The sequence below is a fragment of the Cognatishimia activa genome, assembly GCF_001458335.1.
In the GTDB taxonomy this organism is placed as follows: Bacteria; Pseudomonadota; Alphaproteobacteria; order Rhodobacterales; family Rhodobacteraceae; genus Cognatishimia; species Cognatishimia activa.
In genome coordinates this window covers 437,588-459,495 of the sequence record NZ_CYTO01000009.1, presented here as the reverse complement: position 1 = coordinate 459,495, position 21,908 = coordinate 437,588, and the positions used below count along the sequence as shown (strand labels likewise).

General features: G+C 55.2%; 19 protein-coding genes. 8 read left to right on the top strand and 11 right to left on the bottom strand.

The window, feature by feature from the left end:
- The first annotated feature begins 47 nt into the window (after positions 1–47).
- Positions 48–782 (top strand): phosphonate metabolism transcriptional regulator PhnF, encoded by a 735-nt coding sequence (phnF, locus tag TA5113_RS06730; protein WP_058315572.1) that lies wholly within the window; start codon positions 48–50, stop codon positions 780–782.
- A 7-nt stretch (positions 783–789) separates the two neighbouring features.
- On the opposite strand, the gene TA5113_RS06725 is transcribed toward phnF, so the two are convergent.
- The 8 genes from TA5113_RS06725 to TA5113_RS06690 form a co-directional block, all read right to left on the bottom strand.
- Positions 790–1,407 carry an LbetaH domain-containing protein gene (locus TA5113_RS06725; protein ID WP_058315571.1) on the bottom strand — a complete coding sequence of 206 codons (618 nt, stop codon included), beginning with the start codon at positions 1,405–1,407 and terminating at the stop codon, positions 790–792.
- Positions 1,407–2,738 carry a phosphonate ABC transporter, permease protein PhnE gene (phnE, locus tag TA5113_RS06720; RefSeq protein ID WP_058316652.1) on the bottom strand — a complete coding sequence of 444 codons (1,332 nt, stop codon included), beginning with the start codon at positions 2,736–2,738 and terminating at the stop codon, positions 1,407–1,409. Before phnE (TA5113_RS06720) ends, TA5113_RS06725 begins: the two co-directional genes overlap by 1 nt.
- A gap of 1 nt (position 2,739) precedes the next feature.
- Positions 2,740–3,618 (bottom strand): phosphonate ABC transporter, permease protein PhnE, encoded by an 879-nt coding sequence (gene phnE, locus TA5113_RS06715; RefSeq protein WP_058315570.1) that lies wholly within the window; start codon positions 3,616–3,618, stop codon positions 2,740–2,742.
- A 66-nt stretch (positions 3,619–3,684) separates the two neighbouring features.
- Entirely contained in the window at positions 3,685–4,593 is a 909-nt protein-coding gene (gene phnD / locus TA5113_RS06710; RefSeq protein ID WP_058315569.1) for a phosphonate ABC transporter substrate-binding protein, read from the bottom strand.
- A gap of 57 nt (positions 4,594–4,650) precedes the next feature.
- Entirely contained in the window at positions 4,651–5,460 is an 810-nt protein-coding gene (gene phnC / locus TA5113_RS06705; protein ID WP_058315568.1) for a phosphonate ABC transporter ATP-binding protein, read from the bottom strand.
- A gap of 213 nt (positions 5,461–5,673) precedes the next feature.
- Complete coding sequence (locus TA5113_RS06700) at positions 5,674–6,453, bottom strand: ATP-binding cassette domain-containing protein (RefSeq protein WP_058315567.1); 780 nt, start codon at positions 6,451–6,453, stop codon at positions 5,674–5,676.
- Between the two features lies 1 nt (position 6,454).
- Positions 6,455–7,573 (bottom strand): ABC transporter permease, encoded by a 1,119-nt coding sequence (locus TA5113_RS06695; protein ID WP_058315566.1) that lies wholly within the window; start codon positions 7,571–7,573, stop codon positions 6,455–6,457.
- Between the two features lie 87 nt (positions 7,574–7,660).
- Complete coding sequence (locus TA5113_RS06690) at positions 7,661–8,611, bottom strand: sugar ABC transporter substrate-binding protein (protein ID WP_058315565.1); 951 nt, start codon at positions 8,609–8,611, stop codon at positions 7,661–7,663.
- A 186-nt stretch (positions 8,612–8,797) separates the two neighbouring features.
- Here TA5113_RS06690 and TA5113_RS06685 point away from each other — a divergent pair, with 186 nt between their 5' ends.
- Positions 8,798–9,796, top strand: coding sequence for a LacI family DNA-binding transcriptional regulator (locus tag TA5113_RS06685; RefSeq protein ID WP_058315564.1), 999 nt, complete (start codon positions 8,798–8,800; stop codon positions 9,794–9,796).
- Positions 9,797–9,811: 15 nt separating this feature from the next.
- Here TA5113_RS06685 and TA5113_RS06680 read toward each other — a convergent pair whose 3' ends face one another.
- The 3 genes from TA5113_RS06680 to TA5113_RS06670 are packed head-to-tail and all read right to left on the bottom strand — an operon-like array spanning position 9,812 to position 12,982.
- Positions 9,812–10,945 carry a Gfo/Idh/MocA family protein gene (locus tag TA5113_RS06680; protein WP_058315819.1) on the bottom strand — a complete coding sequence of 378 codons (1,134 nt, stop codon included), beginning with the start codon at positions 10,943–10,945 and terminating at the stop codon, positions 9,812–9,814.
- Positions 10,946–10,966: 21 nt separating this feature from the next.
- A complete protein-coding gene (locus tag TA5113_RS06675; protein WP_058315563.1) occupies positions 10,967–11,860 on the bottom strand; it encodes a TIM barrel protein in 894 nt (297 codons plus the stop codon).
- A gap of 18 nt (positions 11,861–11,878) precedes the next feature.
- Complete coding sequence (locus TA5113_RS06670; RefSeq protein ID WP_058315562.1) at positions 11,879–12,982, bottom strand: Gfo/Idh/MocA family protein; 1,104 nt, start codon at positions 12,980–12,982, stop codon at positions 11,879–11,881.
- A 165-nt stretch (positions 12,983–13,147) separates the two neighbouring features.
- Here TA5113_RS06670 and iolD point away from each other — a divergent pair, with 165 nt between their 5' ends.
- The 6 genes from iolD to TA5113_RS06640 all read left to right on the top strand — a co-directional run bounded on the left by iolD (position 13,148) and on the right by TA5113_RS06640 (position 21,874).
- Positions 13,148–15,016, top strand: a complete 1,869-nt coding sequence (iolD, locus tag TA5113_RS06665) for a 3D-(3,5/4)-trihydroxycyclohexane-1,2-dione acylhydrolase (decyclizing) (RefSeq protein WP_058315818.1) — start codon at positions 13,148–13,150, stop codon at positions 15,014–15,016.
- Positions 15,016–15,996: a 5-dehydro-2-deoxygluconokinase gene (iolC, locus tag TA5113_RS06660; RefSeq protein WP_058315817.1), complete on the top strand. Its 981-nt coding sequence runs from the start codon at positions 15,016–15,018 to the stop codon at positions 15,994–15,996. The genes iolD and iolC overlap by 1 nt, the downstream gene beginning before the upstream one ends.
- Positions 15,997–16,008: 12 nt before the next feature.
- Positions 16,009–16,866 carry a 5-deoxy-glucuronate isomerase gene (locus TA5113_RS06655; RefSeq protein WP_058315561.1) on the top strand — a complete coding sequence of 286 codons (858 nt, stop codon included), beginning with the start codon at positions 16,009–16,011 and terminating at the stop codon, positions 16,864–16,866.
- Positions 16,863–17,699, top strand: a complete 837-nt coding sequence (locus TA5113_RS06650; protein WP_058315560.1) for a class II fructose-bisphosphate aldolase — start codon at positions 16,863–16,865, stop codon at positions 17,697–17,699. The genes TA5113_RS06655 and TA5113_RS06650 overlap by 4 nt, the downstream gene beginning before the upstream one ends.
- Positions 17,699–18,685 carry an inositol 2-dehydrogenase gene (gene iolG / locus TA5113_RS06645; RefSeq protein ID WP_058315559.1) on the top strand — a complete coding sequence of 329 codons (987 nt, stop codon included), beginning with the start codon at positions 17,699–17,701 and terminating at the stop codon, positions 18,683–18,685. The genes TA5113_RS06650 and iolG overlap by 1 nt, the downstream gene beginning before the upstream one ends.
- A 396-nt stretch (positions 18,686–19,081) precedes the next feature.
- On the top strand, positions 19,082–21,874 hold the full coding sequence (locus tag TA5113_RS06640) for a bifunctional aconitate hydratase 2/2-methylisocitrate dehydratase (protein ID WP_058315816.1): 2,793 nt from the start codon (positions 19,082–19,084) through the stop codon (positions 21,872–21,874).
- The last annotated feature ends 34 nt before the right edge of the window (positions 21,875–21,908 follow it).

Below are 21,908 nucleotides of genomic sequence, written 5' to 3'. Positions count from 1 at the left end.
CGACTGAGGTGATTCCGACCAGCAGAGTTTTGTGAAGTTTCCATGAAATGACCCAATCAAATCGATCATCCAACGGCCGTACGCCGATCTGGCGAGCCATCGCAAATGCCTTGCGCATGGATATTGCCGAGAACCGCTACAAGCCGGGGGACAAGCTGCCCACTGAGGCGGTTCTGTCTGAACGGTTTGGCGTCAACCGTCATACGGTGCGCCACGCCTTGTCTGCATTGGTGGAAGAAGGATTAGTCCACACCCGTCGTGGCGCGGGGGCTTTTGTAAAATCGGTCCCGGCGGAGTATCCGCTGGGAAAACGCATGCGCTTTCACCAGAATTTGCGGCAGGCTGGGCGATTGCCATCAAAACGGACCCTCAGCCTTGAAAGCCGCCCCGCAACCGAAGAAGAGGCGGACCGGCTAAAGATCCCAACCGGCGATACAATCTGTGTCAGACACGGTGTGTCTTTGACGGACGGACACCCGATCGCGCTTTCGATCAGCCATTTTCCTGAAGCACGACTGCCGGGAATTGCGCAAGCGCTGGCAGAAGAAACCAGTATTACCAAAGCCCTCGCCAAAGCAGGCGTGACGGACTTCACCCGTTCCAGCACCCGTATTCGAGCGGTCTTGGCGGATGCCACCCAAGCTTTGCGGCTTCAGGTCCGCGAGGGGGCTCCTTTGCTCTACTCAACGGGGTTAGATGTGGATGGCGACGGCATGCCGGTTGAATACGGCATGACGTGGTTTTGCGGTGAGCGGATGACGCTGACTTTTGAAGAAGACTAACGTGCTATCAGCGCTCATATTTTTCTAGGAACGCTTCAGCGCTGAGGCCTCTGAAGTCCTCCAAAGCAGACCGAATCTGTTCGTGATCCCAGTCCCACCAAGCCAGCGCGATCATGCGCTCGGCAATCTCAGCAGGTTGGCGCAAACGCAGAACTTTGGCCGGGGTCCCTGCCACGATTGTGTAAGGGGCCACATCTTTGGTCACAATCGCGCCCGCGGCGATCACCGCGCCATGGCCAATTGTCACCTCTGGTTTGATCATCGCCCCGTGGCCGATCCAGATGTCATGACCCAAAGTCGCTCGCCGCGACGCGCGGTGTTCAAAGAAAGCTTGATCGTTTTCCGCATCATCCCAGTAGCACCCTGAACGATACATGAAATGATGAAGCGAAGCTGTCGTTAGAGGATGATCCGTGGCGCCGATCCGCACAAAGCTTGCGATATTGGCGAACTTGCCGATCGTTGCATTCGCGATGTCGCAAAGCCGCTCGCAATAAGAGTAGTCGCCCAAAGTGGAGTTGAGCAGCCGTGCGCCCTCACCCACCTCACAAAACGCGCCAATGTCTGAATTCACGACACTTGCATTGTCGTGCAGAACCGGCGCGTCAGCCTTTAGTCTCGCCATTAATGCTTGTCCTCAGAGGACCCAATCAACTTGCCGCGCAGCCAGCCAGAGATTGTGTCCATCATCATCACCATCAGCACGACGAGCACGATGTAGTAGGTCACCTCTTCCCAGTCTTTCTGGGTGATGATCGCTTGGGTCAGCATCAGGCCGATACCACCGCCTGTGATCGCACCAATAATGGTGGCAGAGCGGGTATTGGATTCCAGATAGTAGAGGATCTGAGAGAGCAGCACCGGGGTGATCTGCGGGATGACGCCAAAGCGATAACGTTGGATCGGTTTGGCACCAGTGGAACGGATGCCTTCGATCTGCTTTTTATCCACATTCTCAAGCGCTTCTGAGAACATCTTACCAAAGCTGCCCGTATCCGTGATCAAGATCGCCAGCGCACCGGTCAAAGGCCCAAGGCCAAAGGCGCGGGATAGGATAATCGTCCAGATCAAGGCGTCCACGCCGCGTAGGAAGTAAAAGAACCGGCGGGTGGCAAAGCGCACCGCCATAAGGGGCGCAAAGTTCTTGGCCGCGAGGAAGGCGAGTGGCAGAGCAACAATCGCTGCGCCCATGGTTCCAAGGAAAGCCATCAGAATGGTTTCACCAATGGCCCAAGCGACTTGGCCATGCAGCCACATCGGGTTGTTCCAAAAGTCGTTCATAATTGCAGCGGCTTCACCGTTGAAGGCGCGCGACACCAGTTCGCCAAATCCCATGCCGTGATACGGGCTAGACAGCGTGAAGAAGAACAGCTCCCAGCCGGTGAAGTAACGGAACACCTCGGAACGGTTACGCGTCACAGTCAGACGGCCCGCTTCTGTGGTGATCGCCATCCGGTTCTTAGAGGCGTTGATCCATTCTGGGATCTCATCGGTCGGGTATTCTTGCACCACACCCCGAGAGCGGCTTGGGGTCGCTTTGATTAAACCGTAGCCTGGCACATCATAAGTGATGGTTTCAGGACCATAGGTGATGATGTGTCCGTCACCCAGATCAATGACCGTTGTCTCGCCGAGTTCTACCCAATCCGGCGCGGTGCCTTCTGGGTAGCGACCCTTTTTCTCGCCTTCGATGGCCGCAGTCACCGCGCCATTGCGGTTGTCGCGGGTGATGTGAACCTTGTGGCTGTAAGTGTCGGCGATAAGCGAACGCGCGTTGTCGCCATTGGCTTTCTGCACTAGCCCCATGATGTCAAAGGCAAAGAAGATATAGGTCAGATAGACCAGGATCAGCGCAGGAACCGCGAAGGAAAACAGGCGCTTTTTGCGGAACAGGCGGCTTGCGTCAGCCTGCAAAGCGGCGGTGTTGGTGACAGGATTGGTGTCCAGAGCAGCCATCTTAGTGCCCTCCCTCACCCGCGCCATGCACCAGCCGGTCGCGGTAGTAACTTGAAATTTGGTCAAACAGGACAATCGTTAAGAAGAGCAGGATGAACATGGCCCCTGCCTCGTCATAACGCCCCTGCCCCCAGGAGATCGCGTTTTTGAGCTCGTAGCCCAAACCGCCCGCGCCGACGAAGCCCAAGATGGCCGAGGCGCGAATGTTGATTTCAAAACGCAGCAATGCGTAAGACAGCCAGTTTGGCGCGACCTGCGGCACCACGGCCAGCAGCATTTTTTGCGACCAAGTGGCGCCAACAGAGCTTAGCCCATCCACCGGTTTGAGGTCGGCGTTTTCATTCACTTCGGAATAAAGCTTGCCCAGAGCGCCCGCGGTGTGGATCGCAATGGCGATCATCGCGGGCACCGGGCCACCGCCCAGAATAAAGATCAGGATCAATGCAATCACAATCTCTGGCACCGCGCGCATGATGTCCATCGCACGGCGGAAGACGCCAACCAGTTTGGGGAATTTCGCCAGACCACGGGTGGATAGAAGCGAAAGGATGATTGCAAAAAGCGCGCCGATCAAAGTGGAGACAGCGGCGATATTCACCGTCTCTACCAAGGCCGGGAAATAGGTCACGAAATGCGCAGGAAGTTCGGCAAATTTCTCTGCAGCTTCGCCGACAACATCTGCCGGATAGTCAAAGAAATTGTCGATCCCACCCCAGAAAGAACCACCGTTCCGGGCGGCAGCGGTGTTAAAACCGGATACCATTAACGCGGCGAAGATGATCAAAGCGATAAAGGAATACAGTCGTTTGCGGCGCACCTGCTCCATATAAGAGTTTTGGATGCTATTGACGCTGACACTGCCTGCGGAAAGTTCTGCCATATCGGGGCCTTATCATGAAAAAGGCGAGCCCCAAGACTGGGGCCCGCCATCAGGGGAAAAACTGAATTATTTAGACTTCAGTTTGCGTGCTTCGATGATGGACTCATAGGTCGCGTGGGTCACTGGCTGGAAGCCAAGAGTTTCGCCCGCTGCGATGTTGTATGCGCAGTCCTGATCGTTTTCATACATGTTGTCTACGAGTGCAGTCATGGTCGCTTTTACGTCCGCTGGCAGCTCTTTACGCAGAACGATTGGACCTTCTGGGATCGGCTTGGATTTCCAGATTTGAACCAGGTCGTTCATGTCAACCAGACCCGCGTCAACAGCTTTGCGCAGCGCGCCAGAGTTGTAGCCGTCTTCCCAGTTGCCTTGGCCGTCTGCCCAAGTCACACCGCCGTCGATGTCGCCGTTGTTCACCGCAACGATTGTTTGCTCGTGGCCACCGGTGAATTTCACTTCACCAAAGTATTTGCCGGAGTCCATTGTGATGCCGTCTTTGTACTGAGGGATCTCGATGGATGGGATCAGGTAACCGGATGTGGAGTTAGGGTCGCCAAAGCCGAACACTTTGCCTTCCATGTCGTCCAGGTTCCCAATCGCTGCGTCTTTGCGTGCGAAACCGATAGAGTGGTAGCCGATGGAACCGTCCAGGTTCACTTTGATCAGCACTGGCTCAACTGCATCTTCGTTTTGCAGGTAAGTTGCAGCGTAGGAAGACGCGCCCAACCATGCGAAGTCCAGAGTGCCGCCAACGAGACCTTGGATAACACCAGCGTAGTCAGCAGGTGCGAACAGTTTTGTTGGAACGCCCAGAGCTTCCTCTGTGTATGCGCGCAGGCACTCGTAAGAGTTCATGCGGTCTTGTGCGTTTTCACCGCCCAAGATGCCGATGCGGAATTCAGAGATGCCTTCTGCCATTGCAGCAGAGGACAGAGCAGTAGAAGCGGCCAGAGCCAGTACGATAGTCTTTTTCATCAGTCTCTCCATGATGATAGGTCTCGCGCACACCTCCGTGCACGATGAGGTTCAGGATCAGGCATTGACGGCGGTTGCCGCGGACCTGTCCAAAGCTTGAATTTCGGTGGATGTGGCGGCTTCAGAGAAGTCATCGCCGGCGCCGTAGATGTCGCGTGCCGCTCCGGTGGTTAGCTGATCCGGGGTGCCATCGAATACGATGCGCCCGTCGCGCATGCCGATCACGCGGTCACAGTAGCGACGCGCGGTGTCGAGCGTGTGCAGGTTCGCGATCACCATGCGCCCGTCTTCTTCATGAATGCGGCGCAGAGCCTCCATCACGATCTGTGCGTTCATCGGGTCAAGGGAAGCAATCGGCTCATCCGCAAGAATGATCTGCGGGTCCTGCATCACGGCACGGGCAATCGCCACACGTTGTTGCTGACCGCCAGACAGCGCCTCGGCGCGCTTTGGGGCTTGGTCCGCAATACCAAGGCGATCAAGGATCTCAATCGCTTTGTGGATGTCATCCTCTGGATAGAGGTTGAACATGGTCGCCACTGTGCTGCGGCGGTTCAGTGTTCCGTGCAGAACGTTGGACACAACGTCCATCCGAGGCACCAGATTGAACTGTTGAAAGATCATCGCACAGCGGGACTGCCACGCGCGCTTTGCTGCGCCTTTTAGGGCAGTGATGTCTTCACCTTCGAAGACGATTGAGCCCTCGGATGCATCCGCCAAACGGTTCATCATCCGCAACATGGTAGATTTACCAGCGCCCGACCGACCAATAATGCCAATCATAGCGGGTTCGTTGACATCAAAATTCGCGTTATCGACCGCGGCTTTGCTGCCAAAGCGTTTCGTCAAGTTTGTGACGGTGAGCATTCCAGTCCCCCAAAAATTCGAGGCCGAACCTATGGGGATGCGATTGCAGTTTCTTAAACATTAAGTGACAGAGTCACGACAGGACTGCGTCAGTTTTGTAAATCGCTAGACAAATTTTTTGGGCTTGAAGAGTCTCTTAGACAACCCCAAACAAGAAAAAACCGCCCGGATCACACCGGGCGGTTTTGATCTCATCGTTACTGAGCGCGAGTCTTAGACGGTGCCGCCGAGGCTGCCCTCAAGCGTCGCAAGCTCCTGGCCGCCAGCCATGAGATCTTGCAACTCTTCATGCTGAATTTCGCCCTTCAATGCGGTTCCAAGGGTCTTACCCCGGTTCAGCACTGTGAAGCGATCTCCAACCGCCATGGCATGGCGCACGTTGTGGGTGATGAAGACAACACCAATGCCCTGCTTGCGCACCTTGTCGATGGTTGCCAGAACGTTGGAGGTCTGACGCACACCCAATGCCGACGTTGGCTCGTCGAGGATCAACACCTTCGCCCCAAAATGTACTGCACGAGAGATGGCCACCGTCTGACGCTCACCACCGGATAGCGTGCCAACCGCTTGGTCAGGACCTCGCAGGTTGATGCCCATCTTCTTCATCGCGTCCATCGTGACAGTATTGGCATATTCGTGATCAAAGAACTTGAACGGTCCGACTTTCTTCTCAGGCTCATTGCCCATGAAGAAGTTACGGCTGACCGACATCAAAGGGATCATCGCCAAATGCTGGTGCACCGTCGCAATCCCTGCTGAGATGGCATCCCGAGGGTCGCCAAAGTTCATTGGTTCGCCTTCAAAATAGATCTCGCCCTTGGTGGGCTGGTGCACACCGGACATGGTCTTAATGAAGGTCGACTTACCGGCACCGTTGTCACCCAACAGGCAGTGACATTCCCCAGCAAAGACATCTACAGACACCCCCGCCAAGGCAATCACAGAGCCGAAGTGCTTTTCGATGTTGGTCATACGAATGATAGGTTCAGCCATCTTAACGCTCCCCTGTGATGATGCGGCGGATATAGGTGTTCAGGATCACCGCGCCCAAAAGGATCACGCCAAGGAACACGCGGAAGAGCGAGCTTTCCACGCCTGCGAAGAACAGACCCTGCTGTACGACACCGAAGATCAGCGCACCGAGGGCTGCACCCACAACGGAGCCATAACCGCCTGTTAGCAAAGCGCCACCGATCACCACCGCGATGATGGCTTCGAATTCTTTCAGCAAACCACGGTCAGCACCGGCGGATCCGAACTCCATCACCTGACAGGTGGCGAAGACCGTCGCGCAGAAGGCTGAGAACATGAACATGGAAATTTTCACGCGGTTGACCGGAACACCAGAGTTACGCGCCGCTTCTGCGTCGCCCCCAGCAGCAAAGATCCAGTTGCCAAATTTGGTACGGGTTAACAGAACGTGGCCGAGAATGACCAAGACAATCGCCCATACGATCAACATTGGAATGCCGTCGACCACCGGCTCCCCTGCCCGGGTGCCCCGCTCAAAGGTCGCGATCACACCATTATCGCCCAGCCATTGGAAGAACCCTTTTAGGATCTTGCCGCCAAACACTACACCCAGCCAGTCGCCTTCCGCGGCATCTTTGATGCCACCAATGATGGTTTTCCGCTCAATCACCTGAGGCAAGAAGATGGTGAAACCGCGCAAGATAAACAGAAAGGCCAAGGTCACGATAAAGCTTGGAAGGCCCGTGCGCACAACAATCATGCCGTTCACCCAACCGATCGCCATGGCCATCAGGAAGGTAACGATGATCGCAAGCCAGATCGGCCAACCCAAGGTGACGCCAAAAATGGCAATCATCATGCCAGAGAAGCCAATCATAGAGCCCACGGAGAGGTCAAACTCACCAGCAATCATGAGGAGGCAAGCCCCCACAGCGATGATCATGAATTGCGCGGAGACCACGCTCCAGTTCATGACCCCTTGGGAATTGAACATGCCGCTGTCGCCAGCGAAAAGAAAAAACAGGATAAAGACGATGACTGTGCCACAGATGCCGCCAAGTTCTGGTCGGATCAGGGCTTTGCGCAGGCTGGATTGTTGCTTAACGCGCTCGTCAACGCCCGAGGTTTGTGCGTCGGACATGGAAAGCTCCACGAAGTTTGTCGATGTGAGGGGAGTATACCGAAAACAGGGCGGCCAGCTAAGCCGCCCTGCTGGAGGATATAAAACTTAGCGGAATTCGCCCGCATATTTCTCAACCAGTGTCAGGCCGTCTGCAGTGACGAAACCCGGACCAGAGTTGATGTTGTTGCCTGGCAGTACGCCGTAACGGTGGTAGTTCGTCATCACAACAACTGGCAGGTAAGCCTGCAGGAATGGTTGCTGGTCGATACCCCAGTTGATGACGCCACCTTTGATGCCTTTGACGATCTCGTCGCCCAAGTCGAAGGTGCCGAAGTAGATGTCACCAGCCATGCCGTTTTCATCAAGCGCAAGCAAAGTTGGGTCCGCAGATGTTGGCCCAAGGGTCAGAACCGCTTCTGTGCCTGGGTTTGCGTTCAGGTATGCCAGAACACGGTTTTTGATTTCCGCAGGGTCTTGACCGGAGTCAATCATCTGGCTGCCCAGATCCACACCCAGACCGTCCGCGAAACCTTGGCAACGCTCGGTAGAAGATGGTGAGTTGATGTAGTGGTTCACACAAAGGAAGCTGCCAACGCCGTCACCCTTCGCGCGCAGGCCTGCTGCGTAACCCGCGTCATACTCTGGCTGACCCACATACATCAAAGCGCCCACTTCGCGCGCCTGATCTGGTGTACCAGAGTTCATGATGATCACGTCAACGCCACTTGCAACGGCATTTTGGATTGGGCCGGACAGAACATCATAATCAGCCAGAGTGGTGATGATGCCGTTTGGACCAGATGCTGCTGCCTGCTCGATAATACGTGCCATATCTGCAAGGTCGCCGGTTGGCGGGTTGCGATACTCGACTTCCACGCCCATTTGGTCACCCGCCAGCGCGATGCCGTTCTTGATGGTGTTCCACCAGCTGTCGCTGTCAGGGGCGTGGCTGACCAGAATATACTTCTCGCCTTCCGCACTGGCACCGGTTGCAGCCATCAGTGGTGCGGTCACCACTGCCGTTGCCAATGCCAGTTTTTTCAAAATTGAAGCCATATTTTCCTCCCAAGGTTTTTGCTCGGAGGATCAAACGCAAAGCGCACTCCTCCGGGGCCGACTCAATTTTAACCACATCTCAAAACTTTTTGCAACCGGTTGCAAAAAGAGTTTTTTCCGGACATGCTGTATAACGCTGCAAAAACAGTTAAAAGGACGCTAACGACTAGAAAGGACGACGCCAGAATGGCCGTGACATTGAAAGAGGTTGCAGAACGTGCAGGCGTTTCGCGATCCGCGGTTTCCCGCACGTTTACTGACGGGGCATCGGTTTCCGAAAAAATGCGCCGCAAGGTAGAAAAGGCTGCAAAAGACTTGGGCTATAGCCCCAATGCGCTGGCATCTTCCCTCACGACCGGGCGGACCAAGCTTATTGGTCTTGTATCCAACAACTTTCACAACCCGATCTTTCTAGAAGTCTTCGATCTCTTCACCAAAGGCCTGCAAGATCGCGGCTTGCGCCCGCTGCTGGTGAATCTGTCTGATGAGACTGATGCAGAAAATTCTGTGCGCATGTTGCGGCAGTACTCTGTGGATGGAGCGGTGGTCGCATCATCCACACTGCCAGCAGGGTTTTCAAAAGCCTTCAAAGACGCAGGCGTTCCGGTGGTGCATTCCTTTGGTCGCGCATCTTCTGCCCCAAAGGTCCATATCGTCAGCATCGACAACGTCCAATGTGGCCGCATGGCTGCGCAAACCCTCGTGGCGCGCGGCTATAAAAAGGTCGCGTTTCTGGGCGGCCCATTAAGCGCAACATCGACCCAAGACCGCCATGCGGGGTTCATGGCCGAAATGGAAAACCACCCGGACATTGAGACCACCTTCTCTTTTGCAGAGAAATACTCATTTGAAGCGGGTCGCAAAGAAATGCTGCGCCTATTGGATAAAGGCCCAGCAGAAGCCTATTTCTGCGGTGATGACGTTCTGTCTATTGGTGCTTTGTCGGCAATCCAAGACAGCCCCCTCTCTTGCCCCGAAAACATCGGGATCATTGGGCTAAACGATATGGAAATGTCGCGTTGGGAAAACATCAATCTGACGACCATTCACCAGCCGATCCGTCAGATTGTGCAATCATCGATCGAGTTGATGGTTGCGATGCTGGATGAGAATGACCGCTATCCCGAAACGCGCATTTTCCCTTGCGAAATTGTGGAACGGGGCACGTTGCGCCCCATCCCCTAATTTAAAGACCCGCCTTTACCGGAAAATCGATGGCCGCGCGTCAAGCCACGCTCCGCCGTCTTTTGCAGACTCAACCGCCGTGTGCACGGCTGCCATAGAGCGCACGCCAGCCGCTGCATTCGGCAGCCCATCTCTATTCTCGCCACGGATGGCATCCGCGAGGTCACAATAGATGTTGGCCACCGCCAACGGGAACCCTTCCGGATGCGCAATCGCTACGCGGCTCAGGCGTTGGGCGTCTTCATAAAGACCGCCCTCTCCCTTTTCGATCACCTGCGTGCGACCACCGACTGGCGTGTAGATCAGTTGGTTTGGCTGTTCCGAGGCCCAACGCAGACCACCTGTCTCGCCAAACACCTGAATGTCAAAACCGTGTTGACGGCCAATTGCCACGGAAGATGTCCAAAGGCGACCAACGGTACCCCCTTCCATACGGAAATTGACCATCGCGTCATCTTCTAGCTCGCGGCTGGGGATGGTGGATGCAAAATCTGCGGAAAGGGTTTTCACCTCGTCATCACAAATAAAGCTCGCCATATGCAGCGCGTGAATACCGCAATCGGCAAACTGGCCAGAGACACCCGCCATCGCCGGGTCATAGCGCCAACGCACGCGCGGGTTATCCGCGTCGGTGGCATCGCCGTGATGACCATGGCTGAAATTGGTGACCACCAACCGCACTTTACCAAGTTCGCCATTTCGCACCATAGCACGGGCTTGGCGCACCATCGGATAAGCGGAGTAGCAGTAGTTTACAGCGCAGATTTTCCCTGATTTCTCAGCGACTTTGACGATTTCTTCGCCTTCTTCGACGGTCATCGTCATGGGCTTTTCGCAAAGCACATTAAAGCCCGCCTCAAGGAAAGCCTTGGTGATTTCAAAATGCGTGGCGTTCGGGGTTGCGACAGTCACCAGGTCGATCCGATCCTCGCGCGCTTTTTCACCCGAAAGCATCTCGGTCCAGTCGCCATATGAACGGTCCGCATCAAGCCCAAGCCGCTGGCCATATTCACGACCCACGTCAGGACGGTGATCCAAAGCACCCGCAGCGAAAGCAAAGTGCCCATCCGCCAAGGCACCCAGTCGGTGTGCTGGACCGATTTGGCTGCCTTCACCGCCGCCAATCATGCCCCATTTGAGTTTACTCATGGTTGCCATAGTGCCGTTTCCTTATGAAAAGCCAATGGATTCAAGGTATTCCCGGTTCTTGCGCGCGTCACCAAGTGTGTCCGGATCAAGGGTTGGGTCACAGTCTTGTTCGACGGTGCACCAACCTTCAAAGCCCGCATCCAGCAGCACTTGTCGTACCTGAGGGAAGTCCACATCGCCGTCGCCGAGATTGCAGAAGATCCCCTGTCCGCAAGCGTCATAGAATCCGGTCCGATTGGCAATGACGTCTGCCTTCACCTTTGGATCGATGTCCTTGAAATGCATGTAGGAAATGCGATCCACATAGCGCTTCATGAAGGCCACCGGATCAAAACCTGCATAGGAGTGGTGCCCCGTATCAAAGCAGATTTTCAGGATCTTCTCGTCAACCTCATCCAGCAGGCGCACGAGCTCTGGTTCGAAGTCCATGAACCCAGCTGCATGTGCGTGAATACCAACGGTGAGCCCGTATTCCTCGGTGCCGATACGAGCGGTTTCAGCAATGCGGTCGCGATACGCGATCCACTCGGCCTTATCCATTTGCTCGGCTTCCGCGGCACGCCCAGCAGTAGGCGCACGACGGGGTGAAATGGAGTCAATCAAAACCAAATGCTGCGCCCCATGGGCCTTTAGCGCTTTGGCCGTGCGATGCGTTGCATCGAGCACATCTTCCCATGCATCCGGATCGTGGTAGGCGCGGAACACCACACCCCCGATCAGCTCTAGATCGAATTCTTCCAGCGCTGGGGCCAGCTCGGCCGGATCCTCAGGCATAAAGCCAACCGGTCCCAGCTCGATCCCTTTATAGCCCGCCTCAGCGCACTGTTTCAAAACCTCCCGCCAAGTTGGGTTGCGCGGGTCATTTGCAAATTCCACACCCCATGAACAAGGGGCGTTGCCAATTCTGATGCTCATCTTTTTCCTTCCTGATGCTCAGAATGCGTTGACGTCTTGCCAGGACTTTGTGTCCGAGGAAGCAAGCGCCGCAGCGACAATTCGGTTCACGTCGTGGCCGTCTTTGAAAGTCGGCCATTTGTTCGTTTTGGTGGCGACGGCTTCGAGGAAGTCCTTCGCCTCAATGATGATCTGATCCTGATACCCGGTGCCATGGCCTGGGCCTTGGCAGAACGGCAGATAGTCAGGATGGGCAGGCCCGGTCAGGATTTTGCGGAACCCGCGGGTCGCCTCGGGGCCATCCATTTCATAAAGCCAAAGCGCATTCTGATCCTCTTGATCAAAGCGAATGGCGCCCTTTGTTCCAGTGATTTCATAAGCATAGCCCATCTTGCGACCCGTCGCGATACGGCTGAAGAACATATGCCCCATGGCACCGCTCTCAAAACGGCACATCATTTGGGCCTGATCATCATTTGTCACGTCACCGCCGGGGCGTTTGGCATGGACCGTTTCTACATCTGCCATAACTTCCGCTACGGGCCCCAACAAAGCGAGCGCGGCGTTGATCATGTGAGGCGCGAGGTCTCCCATCGTGCCATTCGCCATGCCCGATGTGCGCCAAGTTGCGGGCGCTTGCGGGTCTGCGTAAAAGTCTTCGGTGTGTTCACCGCGGAACCACGTGACGTCCCCAATGGCCCCTTCTGCAATCAATTGGCGAGCAAACTGACTGGCTGGCGTGCGGATATAATTAAAGCCGGTCATATTCACGACCCCAGCCGCTTCCGCAGCCGCGACCATAGCCGCACTGTCGGCTATGGATGCGCCGAGTGGTTTTTCACAGAACACAGGTTTGCCCAAGGCAAAGGCTGCCTCTGCGATTTCTCTGTGGGTCTCTTGCGGCGTGGCAATGACAATGGCCTCTACCGCTGGATCATTCACCAATAAACGCCAATCATCTGTTGCGCGCGCAAACCCGTAGGCCGCGCGATAGCGCTCAGCACTTTCGGGTGACGATGCACAGATCATCTCAAGGCGCGGACGCAGCGCTGTATTGAACACAGCCCCAACCGCAGCCATGGCCACAGAATGGGCCTTGCCCATATAGCCACCCCCAAGGATGCCAATGCCGATCTGGGTCATAAGGCCCTCCCTCCCAATGAGCTCAGCGTGCGATTCACTTTACGATTTTTGAAAACCAGTTTGCAACCGGTTGCAAAAACTGTATCTTGAGATTCGAAAACTCGCAAGCACCATTCGGCATAGCGTCGAATTTTTGAAGAAAGTCGCCCACCTATGAGCGAAACAATGACATCATCAGCCGACACAATTCAGCTGACCACAGCGCAGGCTATAATCCGTTGGCTTTCCAACCAATTCATCGAGATCGACGGGCAGGAAATGCGCGTTTGTGGCGGTGGGTTTGGCATCTTTGGCCATGGCAATGTGACCTGCCTTGGTGAAGCCCTTTATAACCATCAGGACGCGCTGCCGCTTTACCGTGGCCAGAACGAACAAAGCATGGGGTTTGCGGCGGCTGGCTATGCAAAACAGTGGTTGCGCCAACGCTTTATGTTCTGCACAGCCTCTGCTGGTCCTGGCACATCCAACCTAGTCACATCCGCCGCTTTGGCCCATGCAAACCGCCTGCCGATGTTGCTTCTGTGCGGGGACACGTTTCTGACCCGCCTGCCCGACCCTGTGTTGCAGCAAATGGAGAATTTTCAGGATCCGACCTACGGCGTTAATGACGCGTTCAAACCGGTTGTCCGCTATTGGGATCGCATCACGCACCCGGCACAGATCATCCAGTCATTGCCAAATGCGCTTGCGACTCTTCTTGATCCGGCGGATTGCGGGCCGGCATTCCTAGGTCTGCCGCAGGATGTTCAAGGCTGGACTTATGATTTCCCCGCTGTGTTCTTTGAAAAGAAAGTACACCGCATTCGCCGCGTGACACCGGATGCAAATGAGATTGCAGACGCGGTAGAAGCCTTGAAAAGCGCCAAACGCCCGATGATCATCGCGGGCGGCGGTGTGCAATATTCCCGCGCGGTCACCGAGTTGACCGACTTTGCAGAGAAACACCAGATCCCTGTGGTCGAAACCATTGCCGGTCGCGCAAACTTGGTCGCGACGCACGATCTCAATATCGGCCCTATTGGGGTAACTGGATCAAACAGCGCCAACACCATCGCAGAGCAGGCCGATGTGATCCTCGCAGTTGGCACCCGGTTGCAAGACTTCACAACGGGGTCTTGGACAGCATTTGCAAAAGACGCGCAGATCATCTCGATCAATGCAGGCCGTCATGACGCGGGCAAGCACCGCTCTTTGCCAATCGTTGGTGACGCGAAACTCAGCCTCACGGCTTTGGATGCAGCACTGGACTATGCGGCCCCTACTGAATGGGTCGATTTTGCCAAAACCGAACGTAAGAAATGGGATGGCTATGTGGCGGAAAATGTCGCCCACGGAAACCGCCCGAACTCTTATGCGCAAGCCATTGGCGTTGTGAACGAACTTTGTGACGCGCGCGACCGCGTTGTGGCCGCAGCTGGTGGCCTTCCAGCTGAAGTCACCGCCAACTGGCGGACGCTGTCGACTGGCACAGTGGATGTCGAATTTGGCTTTAGCTGCATGGGCTATGAAATCTCTGGCGCATGGGGCGCTCGCATCGCACAGGCCGAAAGCGAGCCGGATCAAGACACGATCGTTTTCATTGGCGACGGTTCTTACATGATGATGAATTCCGACATCTATTCGTCGGTGCTGAGCCGCAAAAAACTGATCATTCTGGTGCTCGACAATGGTGGCTTTGCGGTGATCAATAAACTGCAAAACAACACTGGCAATGAGAGCTTTAACAACCTGCTTGAGGATTGCCCGACCATTCCAGAACCCTTTGCCGTGGATTTCGAAGCGCATGCCGCTTCGCAAGGTGCAATTGCTGAAACGGTGTCCAATCCTGCCGAGCTGGGCGACGCCTTCAAGCGCGCCAAAGCCAGCGACAAAACTCATGTGATCGTGATGAAGGTTGACCCTTATGAAGGTTGGACCGCTGAAGGTCACGCATGGTGGGAAGTGGGCAGCCCTCATATCACCGAAAGTGACCGCGTGCGCGCCGCTCATGTGGATTGGGAGTCCTCCCGCAGCAAACAGCGGAAGGGCGTTTGATGGCTAACGTTATAGACGCAATTAAGGGCCGCAAATTTGTGGTCTTTGGCCGGGCCGGCATGGACATGTATGCTGACCCGATCGGCACAAAGTCGGAACACGCCCAGGTGTTTAAGGCCGATCTTGGGGGCTCCTCCGCAAACATTTGTGCCGGCCTGGTCAAATTAGGGTGCGAAGCAGCATTGGTGACCTCTGTATCTGACGACGCGGTTGGCCGTTTTGCCACCAATCGACTGGAACATTATGGGGTCGAAACGACCTATGTGCGCCCGGAAGGCGGCGAGGCGCGAACATCTCTGGCAATCTATGAGAGCTGCATAGAAGACTTTCAAAATGTCATCTACCGCAATGGCGCGGCAGACTTTGAAGTCACCGAAGAAGATGTTGATCGCGTTGACTATTCTCGCTTCACCGCCCTGATCACAGCGGGCACCGTTTTTGCTGCGGAACCGTCCAGAGGTGCCACTTTCAAAGCCTTCGAAAACGCCCGAGCGGCAGGCATTCCTGTGTTATTTGACATCGACTATCGCCCCTATTCTTGGCCTTCACCACAGGTGGCCGCAGATGTGCTAACCCAAGCTGGCAAGGCCAGCGATATGATCGTCGGCAATGACGAAGAATTCGGCTTTATGGCGGGCGGGATCGACAAAGGTCTGGATATGGCCAAACGGCTCGCCGATGACGGTCGCTTTGTGATCTATAAGATGGGTCACGAAGGTGCGGTGACGTTCTATGAGGGCGAAGAAATCCGCACCGGCATTTACCCGGTCGATGCAGTGAAACCCAATGGCGCAGGCGACAGTTTCATGTCCGGGCTTCTGGCCAGCATCGCCGACGGGCACGACCTAAAAACCGCCATCCTGCGCGGCTCTGCCAGCGCCTCAATTGTTGTAAGCAAACCGGGCTGCGCGCCCTCTATGCCGACCACCGACCAACTCAATGATTTCTTGGCCGCTCATGCCGGCCCAACAGCCCCTTAAAGGACCAGCCAAATGCATATTGCGCCCCATGACAACCAGAACAAACCCATCGTGGATGCGGAGAACGCGCTGGTCCCGCTGAACTATTTCAACATCGTCAAGCTCAAGAAAGGCGAGGTGTTTGAATATGCCGTGCCGGGATATGAGACCTGTGTGGTGCCAGCGACCGGCACCGTTGATGTAGACGTAGAAGGTGCAATCTATCCTGACCTTGGTCGCCGTACGGAAGATGTGTGGGATGGCGAGCCAGAAGGCGTTTATGTCCCAGTCGGCGCGAAAGTGCGTATCACTTGCGTGACCGAGGCCACCGAGACCTTCATCGCCGGTGCGAAATACGACAAGGTGCTTGAGCCATTTGACGTGCGCGAAGCAGAGCTGGATGTTGTCCAATACGGGTCTGACGACACGAAAACCCATCGCAAAATCAAACACATCCTTGGCACTAAGTATCATGATAAAGTCGGCCGGCTTTTGGTCAGCGAACTCTTCACCGTCGGCGAAGGTGGCTGGTCTGGCTTCCCAAGCCACAAGCACGACACGGATCGTCCCGGCGAAGATGGCGAGATGATCGAAACCCGCCATGACGAGACTTACAATTTCCGCTTCAAGCCGAACTACGGCTCTGGCATCCAGATGCTGCAGCGCGAAGACAACAAGCCGGGCGATGCCTATCACATCATGGATGGCTCCACGATTTGTTTGGACAAGGGTTACCACCCTTGCGCCGTTCTGCCGGGCTATCAGATGTATTACTTCACCATTCTGGGTGGCCTGTCTCAACGCAGCTTGAAGCAATACTTCCAGCCAACCCATGAAGAGCAACTCCATACGATCCCGGGGATCATGGATATGGTGGCCAAGTTCAAATGAGCCTCGTCACACTTGCAGATGTCCTGCAACCCGCTTTGAAGAACGGCCACGCGGTGGCCGGATTGGTGACCCTTGGCTGGGAAGAAATGCGCGCCTATGTGCGGGCCGCCGAAGCAGAAGGCGTGCCCGTGATCTTGCAGGCCGGGCCGAGCTGTCGCGAACACACGCCCCTGCCCGTCTTAGGTAAAATGTTCCGTCATTTGGCCGAGGAAGCATCCGTCCCCGTGGTGGCGCATCTGGATCATGGCTACACCCATGAGGACTGCCAGATTGCCATTGAGAGTGGCTTCACATCGGTAATGTTTGATGGCTCTCGCAAACCCTTGCAGCAAAACATCGATGAAACCGCAGCGATTGCCGAAATGGCCCATGCGGCGGGCGTCTCCTGCGAAGGCGAGATTGGGTTTGTGGGCTATTCTGGCGGCGAGCAGTCTTCAGGCACCGATCCGGAAGAAGCTGCTGTTTTTGCGAAAAATTCTGGCGTTGACGCGATGGCGATTTCCGTCGGAAACACGCATTTGCAGCAAGACAAGGATGGCCCGGGCCTTGATGAGCCACGCATCCGCGCCATCGAGGCGGTGACCGATATCCCACTGGTCATCCATGGGGGATCTGGCGTGCCGGTCGCCCAGCGCACCAGCCTTGCGCGCAGCTCTGCGATTTGCAAATTCAACATTGGGACCGAATTGCGTATGGCCTTTGGACATGCGTTGCGGGATGCGGTGAATGCCGACCCAGATCGGTTTGACCGCGTGAGCATCCTAAAGGAAACCCACGATCCAGTTATGACCGCCACACGGACGGTTCTTCAGGCCTTCAAAGGAGCCGCATAATGATCAATATCGGACTTTTGGGCTGTGGGCGCATTGGCGCGGTGCATGCTCGGTCAATCTTTGGCATCGACGACGCAAGGGTCTCTGTCGTGGCTGATGCTTTCGCGGAACCTGCCGAAGCGCTGGCCGCAAAGACCGGAGCGCAAGTGCTTGGCGCGGAAGAGTTGATTGCGAGCGATGATGTGGACGCGGTGGTGATCGGCACGCCGACAGACACCCATTACGACCTGATCCATACGGCTGCGAAAGCCGGCAAGGCGATCTTTTGTGAAAAGCCCGTCGACATGTCCGCGGACCGTATTCGCGACTGTATCAAGGTGGTTGAAGAGGCTGGGGTGTCTTTCCTGACCGCGTTTAACCGGCGTTTTGATCCGAACTTCGCTCATTTGCAGGCGCAATTGGCGAATGGTGCCATTGGCGATGTGGAACTTGTTACGATCCAAAGCCGCGACCCTTCCCCGCCGCCGATTGGTTACGTGAAAACATCAGGTGGTCTGTTCCGGGATATGATGATCCATGATCTCGACATGGCGCGGTTCCTTCTGGGTGAAGAGGTGGTCAGCGTTTATGCGAAGGGCTCGTCACTCGTAGACCCAGAGATTGGTAAAGCTGGGGACGTGGACACTGCCGCAGTCATTTTGACCACTGCTTCAGGGAAGATCTGTCAGATTTCCAACTCTCGCCGCGCAACCTACGGCTATGACCAACGGATCGAGGTCCATGGCGCAAAGGGCATGTTGCGTGCGGAGAACCAGCTAGAGAACACTGTCGAGCAAGCCGATGATACAGGCTATCGCAAAGCACCGGCACAGCATTTCTTCTTAGAACGCTATGAGGCCGCATACCGGGCCGAGATGCTGCACTTCATTGATGCTGTATCAGGCAAAGTGACCATGTCGCCGACAATCCATGATGGGTTGCAAGCGCAGATTCTTGCGGATGCAGCCGCTCAATCCAACGAGGATGGACAACCGGTTCTCCTATAAGAACCAAGAAAGTCTTCGTAACAAAATCATCCGGCCCGCGTGTTTTCTAAATGCGCGGGTCTTTATTTTGATCGCTGATCAACGCATCCACCCAAACAGTGATCCGCACGACTGACCCGCCGGATTTGGCGCAATAGCCCCCAGCGCTGACGCAGCAATGATGGTTTGGTCATAGAACTTATGCTATTTTGTCGTTCATTCTCTGGTGAGATTGGCAATGGCGCAGCTGATCTGCAAGGCGGGCGTACTGGATATACCCTTATTTTTCTTGCTCAACACCCTTGCATACAATTGTATGCTGAATTATATCAGCGCTCAGCAAGCTTCTCCGGCGCGCCAGTTGATTCTGCGTCCCGGCAGCAAGCAAAACATACTATGGAAGGCGTCGGGAATATCATGAGCTTGTATGCAGATTACCTCACAGAGATTGAAACACGCAAAGGCGAAGGCCTGAGCCCTAAACCAATTGATGATGGTGCACTGGTTGCTGAGTTGATCGAACAGATCAAAGACACCGGCAATGAGCACCGCGAGCAGTCTCTGAACTTCTTCATTTACAACACCTTGCCGGGCACCACGAGCGCCGCGGGCGTGAAAGCGGCCTTCCTGAAAGACATTATTCTGGGCAACGCAGGTGTAGAGGAAATCACCCCGACATACGCCTTTGAACTGCTGTCCCACATGAAGGGCGGGCCTTCCATCGACGTTCTTCTGGACCTAGCACTGGGCGACAACGACGCCATCGCCAAAGACGCTGCAGAAGTTCTGAAAACCCAAGTCTTCCTTTACGACGCTGACATGGCGCGCCTGAAAGACGCCCTGGACGCGGGCAATGCCATCGCCAAGGACGTGTTGGAAAGCTACGCGAAAGCAGAATTCTTCACCAAGCTGCCGAAGATCGAAGAAGAGATCAAAATCGTCACCTATGTAGCTGGCGAAGGCGATATTTCGACCGACCTTCTCTCCCCTGGCAACCAAGCGCACTCTCGTGCGGACCGGGAGTTGCACGGTAAATGCATGTGTTCCCCTGAAGCGCAGAAAGAGATCGAAGCGCTGAAACTGAAGCACCCAGACGCGCGTGTGATGCTGGTTGCAGAAAAAGGCACCATGGGTGTTGGCTCTTCCCGTATGTCCGGCATCAACAACGTTGCGCTTTGGACCGGTAAGCAAGCTTCTAAATACGTGCCGTTCGTGAACTACGCCCCAATCGTTGGCGGCACCAACGGCATCTCGCCAATCTTCCTGACGACCGTTGGCGTGACCGGCGGCATCGGCATCGACCTGAAAAACTGGGTCAAGAAAACCGACGAAGACGGCAATGTGATCCTCAACAACGATGGCGACCCAATTCTGGAAGAAGTCTACTCTGTTGCCACAGGCACGGTTCTGACCATCAACACCAAAGAGAAGAAGCTTTATAACGAAGCGGGCGACAAAGAGCTGGTGGAACTCGACGCCTCCTTCACGCCGCAAAAGATGGAATTCATCAAAGCAGGTGGCTCCTACGCGATTGTCTTTGGTAAAAAACTACAGACATTCGCTGCAGAAGCGCTTGGCCAAGAGCTGAAGTCCGCCTTTGCTCCTTCCAAAGAAATCCACAACGAAGGCCAAGGCCTGACTGCTGTTGAGAAGATCTTTAACCGCAATGCATTGGGTGTGAAATCTGACAAACCACTGCACGCCGGTTCCGACGTCCGTGTGGCCGTGGATATCGTTGGCTCTCAGGACACCACTGGTCTGATGACCATGCAGGAACTCGAAGCAATGGCGGCGACTGTTGTTTCTCCAATCGTTGACGGTGCGTATCAGTCTGGCTGTCACACAGCGTCCGTTTGGGACCTGAAAGCACAAGCGAACACACCTCGCCTGATGAAGTTCATGAACGATTTCGGTCTGGTCACCGGCCGCGACCCAAAGGGCGTTTACCACTCCATGACAGACGTTATTCACAAGGTGCTGAACGACATCACCGTGGATGACCGCGCGATCATCATTGGTGGTGACAGCCACACCCGTATGTCCAAGGGTGTCGCGTTTGGTGCTGACTCCGGTACAGTGGCGCTAGCACTGGCGACCGGTGAGGCAGCGATGCCAATCCCAGAGTCAGTCAAAGTGACCTTCAAAGGCACAATGGCGGATCACATGGACTTCCGTGATGTGGTACACGCAACCCAAGCACAGATGCTTGAACAGCATGGCGACAACGTTTTCCAAGGCCGCGTGATCGAAGTTCATATCGGCACACTCTTGGCGGACCAAGCCTTCACCTTCACCGACTGGACCGCAGAAATGAAAGCGAAAGCTTCCGTCTGTATCTCCAACGATGAAACGCTGATCGGCTCTCTGGAACTGGCGAAATCCCGCATCCAGATCATGATCGACAAAGGCATGGAACACGACAACGGCACGCTGGGCCGCCTGCTTGAGATCGCCGACAAACGGATCGCGGAAATCAAGTCTGGTGAGGTTCCTGCCCTGACCCCAGATGACAACGCGAAATATTTCGCAGAGGTTGTTGTTGATCTGGACCAGATCATTGAACCAATGATCGCTGACCCTGATGTGAACAACGCGGATGTGTCCAAGCGCTATACACACGACACCATCCGTCCGATCTCTTTCTACAAAGCAGAGAAGAAAGTCGATCTGGGCTTTGTTGGCTCTTGTATGGTTCACAAGGGTGACATCAAGATCGTGGCAAAAATGCTGAAGAACCTTGAAGCGGCCAATGGCACTGTTGAGTTCAAAGCACCACTGGTTGTGACCGCGCCAACCTACAACATCATCGATGAGTTGAAGGAAGAAGGCGACTGGGAAATCCTGCAGAAATACGCAGGCTTTGAGTTTGACGACAACGCTCCAAAGGAAGTTGCGCGTACTGAGTATGACAACATCCTGTATCTTGAACGTCCTGGCTGTAACCTTTGCATGGGGAACCAGGAAAAGGCGGAAAAAGGGGACACCGTTCTGGCGACATCCACACGCCTGTTCCAAGGCCGTGTTGTGGCTGACCTTCCTGAAAAGAAAGGTGAAAGCCTGCTGGGCTCTACTCCGGTTGTGGTTCTGTCCGCAATCTTGGGCCGCACCCCAACTTTGGAAGAATACAAAGTGGCCGTGGAAGGCATCGACCTGACCAAGTTTGCCCCACCGGTTCAAAAGCCGCTGGATACAAAATCCGTTCACTTCTAAGAACGCAAAAACCCCGGAGCCTCAAAGCGCCGGG